Genomic DNA, 14,227 nt, shown 5'->3' with positions numbered 1-14,227 from the left:
TTCCCTGAGGAGCCCCATATGAAGCCCAAGATCAGCCTCGTCACCTTCGGAGTCCGCGACCTCGACCGGATGATCGCCTTCTACCGGGACGGTCTCGGCTTTCCGACGCACAACCACACGCCCGGCGACGACATGGTGATGTTCCGGCTGGAGGGAACCTGGCTGGGGCTGTTCCCCCGCGACGAACTGGCCAAGGACGCGACGGTCCCCGCCGAGGGCTCCGGCTTCAGCGGCGTGACCCTGGCTCACAACGAACCGTCCAAGGCGGGGGTCGACCGCGCGTTCGCCGAAGCGATCGCCGCCGGCGCCACGCCCGTGAAACCTCCGCAGGACGTCTTCTGGGGCGGCTACTCCGGCTATTTCGCCGACCCCGAGGGCAACCTCTGGGAGGTCGCCTTCAATCCGTTCACGGATCTGACGTGACCCGCTACGCCGAGCTCCAGGCCACCACCAACTTCTCGTTCCTGCGCGGGGCGTCGCATCCCCGGGAGCTGGTGATCGGCGCGGATGCCCTCGGGATCGAAGCCATAGGAATCTGCGACCGCAACAGCCTGGCCGGGGTGGTGCGGGCCTGGCGGCAGATGCAGGACCTGCGGGAAGCCGGTTCGAACATCCGCGCGCTGACCGGCTGCCGCCTGGATTTCGCCGACGGCACGCCCAGCCTGCTGGTCTATCCGTCGGATCGGGAAGCGTACGGGCGGCTGACGCGCCTGCTCACGGTCGGCCAGCGGCGGTCCGAAAAAGGCGAGTGCGAGCTGCACTGGGAAGACTTCCTGGGCCACGCCGAAGGACAGCTCGTCCTCGTCGTTCCGCCCGAGCGACTGGACCAGGTGTTCGAGGGCGACCTGCGGCGGATCCGGGGCGAACTGCCCGACGTCTGGCTCGCCGCCGCCCGGCGCTACAGTGCGCGCGACCTGCACCGGCTGGCCCGTCTGGACGCCCTGGCCCAGGCGTCGGCCATCCCGATGGTGGCCACCAACGACGTCCTCTACCACGGTCCCGAACGGCGGCCGTTGCAGGACGTGCTCACCTGCATCCGCGAGACCTGCACGATCCAGGAGGCCGGCCTGCGCCTGGAGGCCAACGCCGAACGCCACCTGAAGCCCACGCAGGAGATGGCGCGCCTGTTCGCGAAATTCCCGGGCGCCGTGGACCGCAGCGTCGAGATCGCGGAGCGGGTGGGCTTCGACCTCGACGACCTGCACTACGAATACCCCGACGAACCCGTGCCGCCCGGCAAGACGGCCATCCAGCACCTGCGCGACCTGGCCTGGGCGGGAGCCGACTGGCGCTTTCCCGACGGCGTGCCCGAGAAGGTGCGGAAGACGGTCGCCGAAGAGCTCGATCTGATCGAGGAGCTCGATTACCCGAACTACTTCCTGACCGTGCACGACATCGTTCGCCACGCGCGCGACGAGCTGAAGATCCTCTGCCAGGGACGGGGTTCCGCCGCCAATTCCTGTGTCTGCTACTGCCTGGGCGTGACCGCGGTCGACCCGACGAAGGAGGACCAGGACCTTCTCTTCTCGCGCTTCATTTCCAGGAACCGGAACGAGCCGCCCGACATCGACGTCGACTTCGAGCACGAGCGGCGCGAAGAGGTGATGCAGTACGTCTACGCGCGCTACGGCCGCCATCGCGCTGCGATTGTCGCCACGGTGATCCACTACCGGCCCCGCATGGCGATCCGCCAGGTCGGCAAGGCGCTGGGGCTGACCGAGGACATCACGGCCGCGCTGGCGAACACGGTCTGGGGCAGCTACGGCGATGACGTTCCGGACGAACACATCCGCCAGACGGGCCTCGATCCCGACGCCCCCGAGATCCGCCGCGCCACCGCGTTGGCCCAGGAGCTGCTGGGTTTTCCGCGCCACCTGTCGCAGCACGTGGGCGGCTATGTGCTGACCAAGCGCCGCCTGGACGAGACCGTGCCCATCGGCAACGCCGCCATGGAGGATCGCACCTTCATCGAGTGGGACAAGGACGACATCGACGCGCTCAAGCTGATGAAGGTCGACGTGCTGGCGCTCGGCATGCTGACGGCGCTGAAGCGGAGCTTCGACCTCCTGCCGCCGCTTCCCGACGGCACGATCATCACCGACGTCGCGCATATCCCTCAGGCCGATCCCGAGGTTTACGAGATGCTGTGCCACGCCGACTCCGTCGGCGTGTTCCAGGTGGAGAGCCGGGCGCAGATGTCGATGCTGCCTCGCCTGAAGCCGCGGAAGTTCTACGACCTGGTCATCGAGGTGGCGATCGTTCGGCCCGGGCCGATCCAGGGCGACATGGTCCACCCTTACCTCAAGCGCCGCGACGGCATCGAGAAGGTGACCTACCCCCGGCCCAGCCTCGAGTATCCGCAGGATGAGATGGAGGCGATCCTGGGCAAGACCATGGGCGTGCCGCTGTTCCAGGAACAGGCCATGCGCGTGGCGATCATCGGCGCCGAGTTCTCGGCCGACGACGCCGATGGCCTGCGGCGATCCATGGCCACCTTTCGCAACATGGGCACGGTGGGGAACTACGGCCGCAAGTTCGTCGAAGGAATGGTGAGACGTGGCTACGACGCCGAGTTCGCCGAGCGGTGCTTCCACCAGATCGAGGGGTTCGGCTCGTACGGCTTTCCGGAGAGCCACGCGATCAGTTTCGCGATCCTGGTCTACGCCTCGGCCTGGGTGAAATGGCATCACCCCGACGCCTTCCTGGTCTCGTTGCTGAACAGCCAGCCGATGGGGTTCTACCAGCCGGCCCAACTCGTCCGGGATGCGAAGGACCACGGGGTGGAGGTGCGGCCGCCGGACGTGATGTTCAGCGACTGGGACTGCACGCTGGAAGAGAAGGACGATCCCCGCGCCGAGAAATATCGCCCCGTCCGCCTGGGCCTGCGGCAGATCAAGGGGTTCAAGAAGGACGACGCGCTGGCGCTGGTGAAGGCCCGCGAGGCCGGCGCTGACAGCATCGAGGCCTTCGCCCGGCAGGCCGGCCTGACGCGCCGCGCACTGGAGCTGCTGGCCGAGGCCGACGCCTTCCGCAGCCTGGGCTTCCCGCGGCGCGAAGCGTTGTGGGCGGTGAAGGGTCTGTCTCCGGAATGGGACGCCGAACGGCGGGCGCCGCTGCTGCTGCGCCAGAGCCTGAAGGAGGCCCAGGTCGAGCTGCCGTTCATGAGCCTGCCGCAGCATGTGGCCGAGGACTATCGCACCACCAGCCTGTCGCTGAAGGACCACCCGGTGCGCTTCTTCCGCGAGGAGCTGATCCGCCAGAAGGTCCACCCTTGCTCGGCGCTGAAGACGGTGCGCGACCGCCGCCGCCTTTCGGTGGGTGGGCTGGTGCTGGTGCGCCAGCGGCCGGGCACCGCCAAGGGCGTCGTTTTCATGACCATCGAGGACGAGACCGGCATCGCCAACATCGTGATCTGGCGCGACGCCTTCGAGGCGCACCGGCGGCTGGTGATGACCTCGGCCTTCCTGATCGTCCACGGCCAGGTCCAGAAGGAGGGCGAGGTGGTCCACTTGGTGGCCGAACGCTTCACCGACCTCTCCGGCCGCCTCTCGGAATTGCGCGAGGACCAGGCCGAGATCGCGGTCCATTCGAAGGTGAGCGGCCGCCTGATCCGCAGCCGCGACTTCCACTGACCGTTGGCGACGTGGGGAACCGCTGGTCTTCGAACGCCTGGAGCCGCTAGAGCTCCATGACGCCCTTTTTCGGCGTCGGCGTCCCCACGGTCTGGGCGCAGAGAGGCGCACCGGCGGCGATCAGGGCCTGGCGGCGGCCGGCCGGGTTCGTGCTCATCTGGGCCTGCTCGAACGGCAGCAGGACCGCGATCGCGGGATGGCCCAGGACGCGCTCGACGAAGGCCGCGGTCCGGGGCCAGCGGTCGCCATCGATCGCGAAGCGGGCGTAGGCGGCGTTGCGGAAGAAGGTGGCGAGCGAGATGTCGGCCAGGCCGATGTCGCCGAACAGGAAGCCGTCCTCCGGGACCTGGCCCTCCAGGTAGTCCAGCACGCCAGGCGCATCGCTCGACAGCGTCCGTTCCACGCGGTCACGGTCGCCCGTCTCGCCCCACACCGCCGGGTGGACGATCACCTGGTAGAAGAGGCCCCAGATGAAGACGTCGCCCATCCGGCTGTCGGCATACTCCTCAAGCCAGCGGGCGCGGGCGCGGTCCTTGGCATCGGCCGGCAGCAGCGGGGCGCCGGGATAGGCCTCGTCGAGGTAGGCGCAGATCACCGAGGAGTCGCAGAGCGACAGATCGCCGTCGACCAGCACCGGGATGCGGCGCAGTGGGCTCACCTGCTCGAACTGGTCATCACCGAAGAACGGCGTGATCGGGTCGATCTGGTAGGGGATCCCCTTGAGGTTCAGGCAGGCCAGTACCTTGCGGACGTACGGGCTGACGTAGCTGCCAATGACCTTCATGAACCCTCCCGAAGCCTGCCGAGTAGGTGCGGTCGGAGGCTTCGGGAGACAAGGTCCAGTTTCTGAACGCGGGTCAGAACTTCAGAGCGCGGGCTTCCTTCACGTGCGGCAGGGCCTGGATCGCGGCCAGCAGCTTCTCGTTCGGCTCCTGGTCCACGCCGACCAGCGCGATGGCGTCGTCGCCAGCGTCGATGCGGCCCAGGTTGAACGTGGCGATGTTGATGCCCGCCTCGCCCAGCAGGCCGCCCAGCGCGCCGATGAAGCCCGGCTTGTCCAGGTTGTTGACGTAGAGCATCCGCGGCGAGAACGGGGCGTCGAGATCCATGCCCTTCACCTCCACCACGCGCGGCGCGCCCGCCTGGACGGTGCCGGCGAACGAGCGCTTGCCCTTCTCGGTCGTGACGGTGATCCGCACCAGGCTCTCGTAGATCGGCGAGTCCTCTTGGCGGCTCTCCGAGAAAACGATGCCACGCTCCTTCGCCACCGCGGGCGCCGAGACCATGTTGATCTCGGCCAGCATGGGCCGCAGGACGCCCGCCAGCGCCGCGGCGCTGAGCGGCTTGGTGTTTAGCGTCGACACCTGACCCTCAAAGGCGATGTCCACCGACTTGATGCCGAAGTCGACCATCTGGCCCGCCAGGGCGCCGAGCTTCTCGGCCAGCGCCACGAACGGTTTCAGGCGGGGCGCCTCTTCGGCCGTGACCGACGGGCTGTTCAGGGCGTTGGTCACCGCGCCTGTCAGCAGGTAGTCGCTGATCTGCTCGGCGACCTGCAGCGCCACGTTCTCCTGCGCCTCGTTGGTCGAGGCGCCGAGGTGCGGGGTGGCGACCAGGTTCGGCGCGCCGAACAGCACGTTCTCCTTGGCCGGCTCCTGACTGAACACGTCGAAGCCGGCGCCGCCGACATGGCCGCTTTCCAGCGCTGCGCGCAGCGCCGCCTCATCGACCAGGCCGCCGCGGGCGCAGTTGATGATGAACACGCCCTTCTTGGCCTTGGCGATGTTCTCGGCCGACAGGATGTTGCGGGTCTTGTCGGTCAGCGGCGTGTGCAGGGTGATGAAATCGGCGCGGGCCAGCAGCTCGTCCAGCTCGACCTTCTCGACGCCCATCTCCACGGCTCGCTCGGGCGACAGGAAGGGATCGTAGGCCACGACCTTCATCTTGAGGCCCAGGGCGCGGTCGGCGACGATCGAGCCGATGTTCCCGGCACCGATCAGGCCCAGGGTCTTGGCGTAGAGCTCCACGCCCATGAACCGGCTCTTCTCCCACTTGCCGGCCTGGGTCGAGGCGTCGGCGGCGGGCATCTGGCGGGCCAGGGCGAACATCATGGCGATGGCGTGTTCGGCCGTGGTGATCGAGTTGCCGAAGGGCGTGTTCATCACCACCACACCCGCGGCGGTGGCCGCCGGGATGTCGATGTTGTCCACGCCAATGCCGGCGCGGCCGATGACCTTCAGCTTCTTGGCCGCGGCGATCACGTCCCTGTTGGGCTTGGTGTCCGAGCGGACGACCAGGCCGTCGTAATCGCCGATCACGGCGATCAGCTCGTCTTTGCTGAGGCCGGTCTTGATGTCGGCGTCGACGCCGCGCTGCTTGAAAATGTCGACGGCGGCGGGGCTCAGGCTGTCTGCGATGAGAACGCGAGGCATGGTGAATCTCCTAGGGGAGCGCCCTCCCGGCCGGGCCGGGAGGGAAATGTTCAGGGTGTTTGGGCGGGCCGCTTAGGCGGCTTGCAGGTCGGCGGCGACGGAGGCGAAAGCCCAGTCGAGCCACGGCGTCAGGGCGTCGAGGTCGGAGGTCTCCACCGTGGCGCCGCACCAGATCCGCAAACCGGGAGGAGCGTCGCGGTAACCGCCGACGTCGAGGGCCACGCCCTCCTTTTCCAGCGCCGAGGCCAGCTTCTTGGCGAAGTCGGCCTGGGCGTCGGGCGAGAGGCCGGTGACCCGCGGGTCGACGACCTTCAGGCACACCGAGGTGTTGGAGCGCGTCGCCGCGTCCTCGGCCAGGAAGGCCACCCAGTCGGTCTTGGCGACCCAGGCGTCCAGCACCGCCAGGTTGGCGTCGGCGCGGCGCTTCATCTCGGGGAAGCCGCCGATGGCCGCGGCCCACTTCAGCGCGTCGACCGCATCCTCGACCGCTAGCATCGAGGGCGTGTTGATCGTGGCGCCTTCGAACAGGTCGAGGGTCACTTTCCCGCCCTTGGTCATGCGGAAGAGCTTCGGCATGGGCCAGGCTGGCGTGTAGCTCTCGAGACGAGCCACGGCGCGGGGCGACAGGATCAGGATCCCGTGCGCGGCCTCGCCGCCCAGGGCCTTCTGCCAGGAGAAGGTGACCACATCCAGCTTCGGCCAGTCGAGATCCTGGGCGAAGGCGGCCGAGGTGGCGTCACAGATGGTGATGCCTTCGCGATCCGCGGCGATGAAGTCGCCGTTCGGGACGCGGACGCCCGAGGTGGTGCCGTTCCAGGTGAAGACCAGGTCGGCGTCCTTGCGGACCTTGCTCAGGTCGGGAAGCTTGCCGTACGGCGCGTCCAGCACCTCGGCGTCCAGCTTGAGCTGCTTGGTGACGTCGGTCACCCAGTCCTTGCCGAAGCTTTCGAAGGCCAGCAGCTGGACCGGCTTGGGTCCCAGCATCGACCACAGGGCCATTTCCACGGCGCCGGTGTCGGAGCCGGGCACGATGCCGACGAGATAGTCGTCGGGCACGCCCAACACCTCGCGGGTGCGGTCGATGGCTTCCTTCAGGCGCGCCTTGCCGATCTTCGACCGGTGCGAACGGCCGAGGACGGCGTTGCTGAGATTTTCGGGATTCCATCCGGGGCGCTTGGCGCAGGGGCCGGAAGAGAATTCGGGGCGAGCCGGGCGCATGGCCGGCTTCGCTCCACCTTGGTCAGGCGGGGTAGTCATTGCGATGTCTCCTATCCTCGCAGATAGGCAGCGCCCCGTTGGGAGGGCGTGGCCCGCGGGCCAAAGGCCTTCGTTTGAGCTTCAGTGCAAGCGAAAGTTTTCTGGCGGCCCTTGCAGCGACTCTAGGCCGCGCCCGCCAGCGGCCGCAGCGCCGCCGCCCTCCGACGGCGCCGCCAGGCCGCGACAGAACCCGCGATCAGGCACAACACGATGGCGGAGTTGTTGGCGTTGTTGATCGCAGCATGCAGGTAGTCGGTCGGATCGCGGTCCACGGCCAGGTAGTAGGCGTGCAGGCCGAACTGGGCGGCGTAGAGCAGCATGATGACGCCCATCCACAGCGCCGCGCGGCGCAGCGCGATCCAAAGGAACGCCATGCCGGTCAGGGCGTCCGTCGCAAGCCGGAGCCAATCCGGGCGGATTTCAAGGGTCTCGGCGAGGAGGATGCCGACCACGAGGTTGGCCGCCAGCACGCACGCGCCCGCCCGTTCGGCCGCGCCACCCTTCCAGAGGGCGAAGGCGACGCCGGCGACGGCCAGGGCCAGTTGCAGCAGGACGATGGGCGAGGTGGGCATGGGATGCCCGGAGAGGCCCTAGAGCGGCGGGGCCGGTGCGTCCATGCGGGCTGGCGCCGCAGCAGGTTTCATGGCGCGCGACGCCAGAGCCCGACGGCGCCACGCGACGGCGGTGCCGAAGACCAGGCACCAGATGATGCCGCTGAAATTGATATTGTTGATCAATGCGTTGAGATAGTCGCCGGTGCGCCGCTCGGTGACCATGTAATACGAGTGCATGGCGAACTGGGCGGCGAAGAACAGCATCACCCCGCCCATCCAAGGCGCGCCGTACCGCACGGTCACCACCAGCAGCCCCACTGCGGTCAGGCCGTCGTTCACGAGCCGGATGATGTCGTCGCTGTTGGGGGCCAGCCAGTGGCTGCCTTCGCCGACGATCGTATTGATGATCACGATCGTGGCCGCCGACCGCTCCGCCACCCCGCCCTTCCACAGGGCGAACAGGGCGCCCAGGACGGAGAAGATGTTGATCAGCAGGCGGACAGAGATGTCTGGCATGATTAAGCGCCCCTAATGCGAATTAGAGGCGCCTAACCAGTTAATCTATTGCAATGATCCATCGGGTACCCGACGGGGCAGGTCGCCTTAGATGGCTTCCCGCATGATCGTCTGCTCGCGGGACGCGCCTTCTTGGGGCTTGTCCATGCCGCTCATCTTGGTGCGGATGCCGAGGCGAAGCTTGGCTTCGTTCAGCTCACCGTGGACGGCGACCATGGCGGTCCGAGCTTCGCTCAGCGCCTTCATGGCTTCCATCATCTTCACTTGTACGTCGTCCGCGAACACCAGCGAGGTATTCACGTCTTGGCGGGCCTTGAGCATTTCGCTCATCAGCTCAGTGGCTTCGATCAGCGCGCCGTCGACGGCGGCTTCGGTCGTGAAGAGCTTCTCGGCCACACGTTTGGCCACGAAAACCTTGTCCATCTGGATACACCCCTGAAAGTTACCCGACACTCGTTAAGGTAAAGGAAAGATTACCTTGCACGCAATCGATTCAATGGTTGTTAACCATGTTTTCTCCTGCGGCCAGTTGTAGCGTGGCGCCAAAGGCACAGTTTGAAGGTAACGCGCGACGTCCACAGGTTGAGACGGAAGCGAAGCGTTAGGACTATCCCGCTATCCCTGGATGCATGAACCTGCCGGGGGACACGTCTGAGCACGGGGCGCCGACGAGCGCTGCCCCGACGGCGACGTTCCACGCGCGCGTGGCGGGGGTCGGCCTGATCACCACGGTGGTGGTGCTGTTGGCCGCGTGCCTGACCTTCATGCTCCAGCAATGGGCGGTGGCGCGCACCCAGTCGCACAAGTTCCACGAGGGCCTCGCCGAGATCGCCGCCCAGATGGCGGCCCCCGAAATGACCCCGGCGGGCCGCATCCACCTGGGCCAGACCATGGCGGCGGTGAAGACCAGCCGCGACGTGGTGTCGGCCCGCGTGATCGACGCCGGGGGCCGCGAGATCGCCAGCTTCCGCAGCGTCGCGCCGACCGAAGGCTCCACCGAGACCCTGACCAAGCCGGTCATCCTTGACGGCAGGCCCGTGGGACAGCTCACGATGACCGTCGTGCAGCCGTCGCTGGCGCCGCTCCTGCCCCAATTCATCGCGCTGACCTTCGTGCTGCTGTTCGGCGGCGTCGGCGTGGCGCTGTTCCTGGCCCGCAGTCTGGCGCACCGGGTGATCCAGCCGGTGCAGACCCTGTCGCAGGCGATGCGCGAGGTCGCCGCGGGCGGCAGCTTCACGCCCGTGCAGGTCGATGCGTCGGACGAGTTGTTCCAGAGCCTGACCGAGAGCTTCAACCACCTGCTGGGCAAGCTGGCCGAGCGCGAGGACGACCTGAAGCGCGCGATGCGCGAGCTGGAGGTCGCGCGCGATGAAGCCAACGCCGCGAACGTTCTGAAGACCCAGTTCCTGGCCAACATGAGCCACGAGATCCGCACGCCCCTGAACGGCGTGCTGGCGATGGCCGAGGTCATGGCTCTGGGCCAGCTCGACCAGGTGCAGCGCGACCGCCTCGATGTGATCCGCCGCTCGGGCGGGCTGCTGCTCGCGGTGCTGAACGACGTGCTCGACCTCTCGAAGATCGAGGCCGGCAAGCTGACCCTGTTCGAGGAAGACTTCGACGCCGAGGCGGCCCTCGACAGGGCGCGCGAGAACTTCGAGATCATGGCCAAGGCCAAGGGCCTGGGCTTCGCCGTCACCATCGCCGACGAGGCCAAGGGCTGGTGGCGCGGCGACGCCGACCGCCTCCGCCAGATCGTCGGCAACCTGCTGTCCAACGCGGTCAAGTTCACCCCGCAAGGCTCGGTGTCGGCGCACGTCGATATCGGCGCGGCCGGGGGCCTGCGCATCGTCGTCAGGGACAGCGGCGTCGGCATCTCGCCCGAGAAGCTGCCCAGCCTGTTCGAGAAGTTCACCCAGGCCGACAACTCCGCCACGCGCCGCTTCGGCGGCACGGGTCTGGGCCTCGCCATCTGCCGCGAGCTGACACAGATGATGGGTGGCTCGATCGACGTGGAGAGCCGCGAGGGCCATGGCTCCACGTTCACCGTCGAACTCCCTCTGACCCGCGGCCGCCCCGCTTCGCTGCAGGCGGCGGAACCGGCCCCGGCGTCCGACGATGGCGACCTGCGCCTGCTGGCCGCCGAGGACAACCCCACCAACCAGCAGGTGCTGGCCGCGGTCCTGGGGTCGCTGGGCATCGAAGTGCACATCGTCCCGGACGGGAAGGAAGCGGTCGAGGCTTGGCGCACGGGCAGCTACGACCTGATCCTGATGGACATCCAGATGCCCGTCATGGACGGCATCACCGCCGCGTCGACGATCCGCGAGGCGGAGCGGGTCAGCGGGCGCCGCCGCACGCCGATCGTGGCGCTGACCGCCAACGCCCTCACCCATCAGGTCGAGGAATACTTGGCCGTCGGCATGGACGCCCACGTGGCAAAGCCGATCGAGATCGCCAAGCTCTACGACGCGATCTCGTCGGTCCTGAACGCCGCCGCCACCGGCGGTCAGGCGAACGCGCAGGCCGGCGCCGCGGCCTGATCCGCGACCTGAATTTTCTGCAAGCTAGGTGAACCTTGGCCAACCGCGCGCCTCAGGCCGCGGTCAGGCGCGACGTGGTCTCTTGTCGTCACTGAAGGCCGATCCCCGGCCGACACGGACCAAGGAGACCAGACATGAAGACCCTGATCGCCGCTCTGGCCGCCGTCACCACCGTGACGGCCGTCGCCGCCCCCACCCTCGCCTCGGCGCAGCCGGGCCGCTGGGACAACCATGGCGCCTACAACCTGAACCAGCGCCAGGCGGAACTGAACCGACGCATTGAGATCGGCGCCCGCCAGGGTGTGATCACCCGTCGGGAGGCCGCCGACCTGCGGGCGAAGTCCTACGAGATCGCCCGCCTCGAGGCGCGCTATCGCGTCAACGGCCTGACGCCCCGCGAGCGCGCCGACCTGGACCGTCGCTTCGACCGACTGGAAACGCGGATCGCCCGCGAGGTCCACGACCGCGACTACGGCTACGGCTACGGCCACCGCCGCTAGTCAACTGAGCTGACATCCCGCCGGACGCACACCCCGGCGGAGTAGGGGAGGCGCCCTCGAAGCCTCGGCTTCGGGGGCGCATTTCCATGTCACGCTGTTGCGCGCAGACGGCTTTCCACAATGGTCACGGCGCCGCCGCGGATCAGCACCCGATCGCCGCGGTGCTCGCACTCCAGGTCGCCGCCCCGGCCGGGATAGGCCTGGTGGAACCGCACCGTCGGCCGCCCCAGTTTCTGAGCATAGAGCGGCGCCAGGATGCAGTGGAGCGAGCCGGTGGCGGGATCCTCAGGGATGCCCGACCCGGGCGCGAAGAAGCGATCCACCACGTCGTGGTCCGCACCCGTCTTCGCGAGCGCCGCCACCCCGACGTTTCCCCGCTCCCGCACCGAACCGGCGGCGCGGTTCAGACCCGGGATGTCGGGCTTCAGGTTCCGAACCGTCGCCTCGTCGTCGAACAGGGCGATCAGGTAGCTCGACGCCCAGACCTCGGTCGGCTTGGCGCCCAGGGCCTCGATCAGCCCTTCCGGCGCCTCGATCCGTTCGGGCGGCTGGGCGGGGAAGTCCATCTCGTAGCCGGCGCCCTTTCGCGCCACGATCAGCGGCCCCGACTTCGTCTCGAAGGTCACGTTGTCCGCTGCCAGCCCGAGCTCGGCGAACAGCACGTGGGCGGACGCCAGGGTCGCGTGGCCGCACAGCGGCACCTCCAGCGCCGGCGTGAACCAGCGCAGGCCGAAGCGCGCCGGATCGGCCGACTTCAGCAGGAAGGCGGTCTCGGCCTGATTGTTCTCCGCGGCCAGCGCCTGCATCCAGCCGGCGTCAGGCCAGGCCTCGAACGGCTCGACCACGCAGGCGGGATTGCCGCGGAAGGGCTGGGCGGCGAACGCATCGACGGTCCACTGGCGCAAGACTGGCCTCCTCGAAATCGGCCCCAGCACTTGCGTCCCTGCAGGCCCGGCGGCAAGGGCCAGTTCCCGCGCCGCGGACCCGACAGGAGGCCAGGATGACGTATGAGGTGAGCGACGACCCTCGGCGGTTCGATCTGGCCCGTGGCCATCGGTGGATTGCGACCCAGAGCTATTGGGCCGAGGGCCTCCCCTTCGAGACCTTCGCCAAGTCCGTCGCCAACAGCCTGGTCATCGGCGTCTATGCGGCCGACGGGACCATGGCCGCCATGGCGCGGGTGGTGACCGACCGCGCCACCTTCGGCTGGATCTGCGACGTCTTCGTGGACGAGGCCCATCGCGGCGCCGGCCTGGGCAAGCTGATCATGGCCTTCATCAAGGCCCACCCCGATCTGCAGGGTTTCCGCCGCATGCACCTGGCCACCCGCGACGCCCACGGCCTCTACCGCCCGTTCGGCTTCGGCGAGCTCACCAAGGTCGAGAACTGGATGGAAATCCGCGATCCGGACGTCTACCGCCGCTAGTCCGCTACGATCGTGAGTTCGGGCCAGCGCGCCTTGGCCCGCCCGGCGATCTCTTCGAAGTTCGGGCTGCGGCGATTGGGGTTGTAGCGCATCCGCATGGCGAAAAGATCCTCCAGGCCGAACGGCGCCTGGATCGCCAGTCTGTCGTCCGCCTCCAGCCTCGCCGCGACCGCGAACAGCGGGCTCACGAACCGCGTCAGGGCTTCGGCGCTCGAGCCCAGGGGGTCATACGGCTCGTTGAAATGGCCTTCGAACCAGACGTGAACCCGCGCCTGGTTCCGCACCTCGACCATCTCGCGCAGGGGCGGATCGAAGGCGGCGGCGACGCGGCGGATCACCACGTCCTCGGCGTCGTACGAGATGTCGGACGCGTCGTAGTAGCCGACGTCGTAGTCCTTGATGCCGTAGTCCAGCGGTCGCCCCGTCAGGTCGTTCAGCACCCGCTGGTAGATGGCGCCTGAGAAGATCATCCAGTCGGGCGGGTCCAGCGCCCGCAACGTCCGCATCACCTGCATCAGGGGTTCGGAGCGCCGCAGGATCGCCTCGAGCCGGTCGGCGTGCCTCATGCCCGCCCCCGCAGCGGCCAGGCGTGGTCCAGCGGGCCGTGGCCGGCGCCCAGGCCGGGCGCGCGCAGCATCGCCTCGTGCACATAGTCCCAGGCTCGCGCCACCGCCTCGACCAGCGGCAGGCCCTGGGCCAGGCCCGTCGCGCACGCGGACGCCAGTGTGCAGCCGGTGCCGTGGGTGTGGCGGCTGTCGATCCGCTCGCCCTCGAAGGCGGTCTCGCTGGCCGGGGTTATCAGGACGTCGACCACGCGCTCGCCCGGCACGTGGCCGCCCTTCATCAGCACCGCCCGCGCGCCCATCGCCAGCAGCGCCTCGCCCGCCCGGCGCAGGTCGTCGGTCGTCCGAACGGCGATCCCGCTCAGGGCCTCGGCCTCGGGCGCGTTTGGGGTCAGCAATGCCGCGCGGGGGATCAGCCGCTCGCGCACCGCCGCCACCGCCCCCGCCGCCAGCAGCGAGGCGCCGCCCTTGGCCACCATGACCGGATCCACCACCGCCGCGACCTTCGCCTCGTCCAGCAGGCTGGCGACCAACTCCACCGTCGCCGCGTCGCCCAGCATCCCAGTCTTGATCGCGTCGGCGCCGATGTCCGACAGCACCGCCCGCGCTTGCGCCTCGACCACCTCAAGGGGGATCGGGTGCACGGCGGTGACGCCCAGGGTGTTCTGTACCGTCACCGCGGTGATCGCCGTCGCCGCATAGCCGCCGAGGGCCGTGACCGTCTTGATGTCGGCCTGGATCCCCGCCCCACCCCCGCTGTCGGAACCGGCGATGATCAGGACTCGGCCCAGCTTGCTCATGCCCAAC

At 68.4% G+C, this 14,227-nt stretch carries 14 protein-coding genes; 5 read left to right on the top strand and 9 right to left on the bottom strand.

Annotated elements, in window-relative coordinates; all coding sequences use genetic code 11:
- Positions 1–18 precede the first annotated feature (18 nt).
- Together ACODSY_RS03550 and ACODSY_RS03545 are read left to right on the top strand one after the other, a co-directional pair.
- Positions 19–423 (top strand): VOC family protein, encoded by a 405-nt coding sequence (locus ACODSY_RS03550; protein WP_488950272.1) that lies wholly within the window; start codon positions 19–21, stop codon positions 421–423.
- Positions 420–3,632 (top strand): error-prone DNA polymerase, encoded by a 3,213-nt coding sequence (locus ACODSY_RS03545; RefSeq protein WP_488950271.1) that lies wholly within the window; start codon positions 420–422, stop codon positions 3,630–3,632. The genes ACODSY_RS03550 and ACODSY_RS03545 overlap by 4 nt, the downstream gene beginning before the upstream one ends.
- Before the next feature lie 46 nt (positions 3,633–3,678).
- Here the strand turns inward: ACODSY_RS03545 and ACODSY_RS03540 are convergent, their stop codons facing one another.
- The 6 genes from ACODSY_RS03540 to ACODSY_RS03515 all read right to left on the bottom strand — a co-directional run bounded on the left by ACODSY_RS03540 (position 3,679) and on the right by ACODSY_RS03515 (position 8,814).
- Positions 3,679–4,416, bottom strand: coding sequence for a glutathione S-transferase family protein (locus ACODSY_RS03540; RefSeq protein WP_488950270.1), 738 nt, complete (start codon positions 4,414–4,416; stop codon positions 3,679–3,681).
- 73 nt (positions 4,417–4,489) lie between these two features.
- Positions 4,490–6,064: a phosphoglycerate dehydrogenase gene (gene serA / locus ACODSY_RS03535; RefSeq protein WP_488950269.1), complete on the bottom strand. Its 1,575-nt coding sequence runs from the start codon at positions 6,062–6,064 to the stop codon at positions 4,490–4,492.
- 72 nt (positions 6,065–6,136) lie between these two features.
- Positions 6,137–7,321: a phosphoserine transaminase gene (locus tag ACODSY_RS03530; RefSeq protein WP_488950268.1), complete on the bottom strand. Its 1,185-nt coding sequence runs from the start codon at positions 7,319–7,321 to the stop codon at positions 6,137–6,139.
- A 122-nt stretch (positions 7,322–7,443) separates the two neighbouring features.
- Complete coding sequence (locus ACODSY_RS03525) at positions 7,444–7,893, bottom strand: hypothetical protein (RefSeq protein ID WP_488950267.1); 450 nt, start codon at positions 7,891–7,893, stop codon at positions 7,444–7,446.
- 18 nt (positions 7,894–7,911) lie between these two features.
- Positions 7,912–8,391 carry a hypothetical protein gene (locus tag ACODSY_RS03520; protein WP_488950266.1) on the bottom strand — a complete coding sequence of 160 codons (480 nt, stop codon included), beginning with the start codon at positions 8,389–8,391 and terminating at the stop codon, positions 7,912–7,914.
- Positions 8,392–8,478: 87 nt separating this feature from the next.
- Entirely contained in the window at positions 8,479–8,814 is a 336-nt protein-coding gene (locus ACODSY_RS03515; RefSeq protein WP_488950265.1) for a hypothetical protein, read from the bottom strand.
- A 206-nt stretch (positions 8,815–9,020) separates the two neighbouring features.
- On the opposite strand from ACODSY_RS03515, the gene ACODSY_RS03510 reads away from it, so the two are divergent.
- The gene (locus tag ACODSY_RS03510) at positions 9,021–10,931 is read left to right on the top strand and encodes an ATP-binding protein (RefSeq protein WP_488950264.1); all 1,911 of its coding nucleotides are present in this window, start codon (positions 9,021–9,023) and stop codon (positions 10,929–10,931) included.
- A gap of 134 nt (positions 10,932–11,065) precedes the next feature.
- Positions 11,066–11,431: a hypothetical protein gene (locus tag ACODSY_RS03505; RefSeq protein ID WP_488950263.1), complete on the top strand. Its 366-nt coding sequence runs from the start codon at positions 11,066–11,068 to the stop codon at positions 11,429–11,431.
- An 89-nt stretch (positions 11,432–11,520) separates the two neighbouring features.
- On the opposite strand, the gene ACODSY_RS03500 is transcribed toward ACODSY_RS03505, so the two are convergent.
- Complete coding sequence (locus tag ACODSY_RS03500) at positions 11,521–12,336, bottom strand: PhzF family phenazine biosynthesis protein (protein ID WP_488950262.1); 816 nt, start codon at positions 12,334–12,336, stop codon at positions 11,521–11,523.
- 95 nt (positions 12,337–12,431) lie between these two features.
- Between ACODSY_RS03500 and ACODSY_RS03495 the strand changes: the two genes are divergently transcribed.
- A complete protein-coding gene (locus tag ACODSY_RS03495; protein ID WP_488950261.1) occupies positions 12,432–12,857 on the top strand; it encodes a GNAT family N-acetyltransferase in 426 nt (141 codons plus the stop codon).
- Here ACODSY_RS03495 and ACODSY_RS03490 read toward each other — a convergent pair.
- A complete protein-coding gene (locus ACODSY_RS03490) occupies positions 12,854–13,423 on the bottom strand; it encodes a nucleotidyltransferase family protein (protein ID WP_488950260.1) in 570 nt (189 codons plus the stop codon). The two genes, ACODSY_RS03495 and ACODSY_RS03490, sit on opposite strands and share 4 nt — an antisense overlap.
- Positions 13,420–14,220 (bottom strand): bifunctional hydroxymethylpyrimidine kinase/phosphomethylpyrimidine kinase, encoded by an 801-nt coding sequence (gene thiD, locus ACODSY_RS03485; protein WP_488950259.1) that lies wholly within the window; start codon positions 14,218–14,220, stop codon positions 13,420–13,422. The genes ACODSY_RS03490 and thiD overlap by 4 nt, the downstream gene beginning before the upstream one ends.
- Positions 14,221–14,227: the final 7 nt, after the last annotated feature.

It is taken from the genome of Phenylobacterium sp. FG114 (assembly GCF_057809855.1).
This window is presented reverse-complemented; position numbering and strand designations above follow the sequence as displayed.

Bases quoted from the DNA above. Each gene is read 5' to 3' on its own strand.
- thiD (WP_488950259.1), bottom strand. From the start codon at position 14,220: ATGAGCAAGCTGGGCCGAGTCCTGATCATCGCCGGTTCCGACAGCGGG.
- ACODSY_RS03530 (WP_488950268.1), bottom strand. From the start codon at position 7,321: ATGACTACCCCGCCTGACCAAGGTGGAGCGAAGCCGGCCATGCGCCCG.
- ACODSY_RS03510 (WP_488950264.1), top strand. From the start codon at position 9,021: ATGAACCTGCCGGGGGACACGTCTGAGCACGGGGCGCCGACGAGCGCT.
- serA (WP_488950269.1), bottom strand. From the start codon at position 6,064: ATGCCTCGCGTTCTCATCGCAGACAGCCTGAGCCCCGCCGCCGTCGAC.
- ACODSY_RS03515 (WP_488950265.1), bottom strand. From the start codon at position 8,814: ATGGACAAGGTTTTCGTGGCCAAACGTGTGGCCGAGAAGCTCTTCACG.
- ACODSY_RS03540 (WP_488950270.1), bottom strand. From the start codon at position 4,416: ATGAAGGTCATTGGCAGCTACGTCAGCCCGTACGTCCGCAAGGTACTG.
- ACODSY_RS03520 (WP_488950266.1), bottom strand. From the start codon at position 8,391: ATGCCAGACATCTCTGTCCGCCTGCTGATCAACATCTTCTCCGTCCTG.
- ACODSY_RS03525 (WP_488950267.1), bottom strand. From the start codon at position 7,893: ATGCCCACCTCGCCCATCGTCCTGCTGCAACTGGCCCTGGCCGTCGCC.
- ACODSY_RS03490 (WP_488950260.1), bottom strand. From the start codon at position 13,423: ATGAGGCACGCCGACCGGCTCGAGGCGATCCTGCGGCGCTCCGAACCC.
- ACODSY_RS03550 (WP_488950272.1), top strand. From the start codon at position 19: ATGAAGCCCAAGATCAGCCTCGTCACCTTCGGAGTCCGCGACCTCGAC.
- ACODSY_RS03495 (WP_488950261.1), top strand. From the start codon at position 12,432: ATGACGTATGAGGTGAGCGACGACCCTCGGCGGTTCGATCTGGCCCGT.
- ACODSY_RS03505 (WP_488950263.1), top strand. From the start codon at position 11,066: ATGAAGACCCTGATCGCCGCTCTGGCCGCCGTCACCACCGTGACGGCC.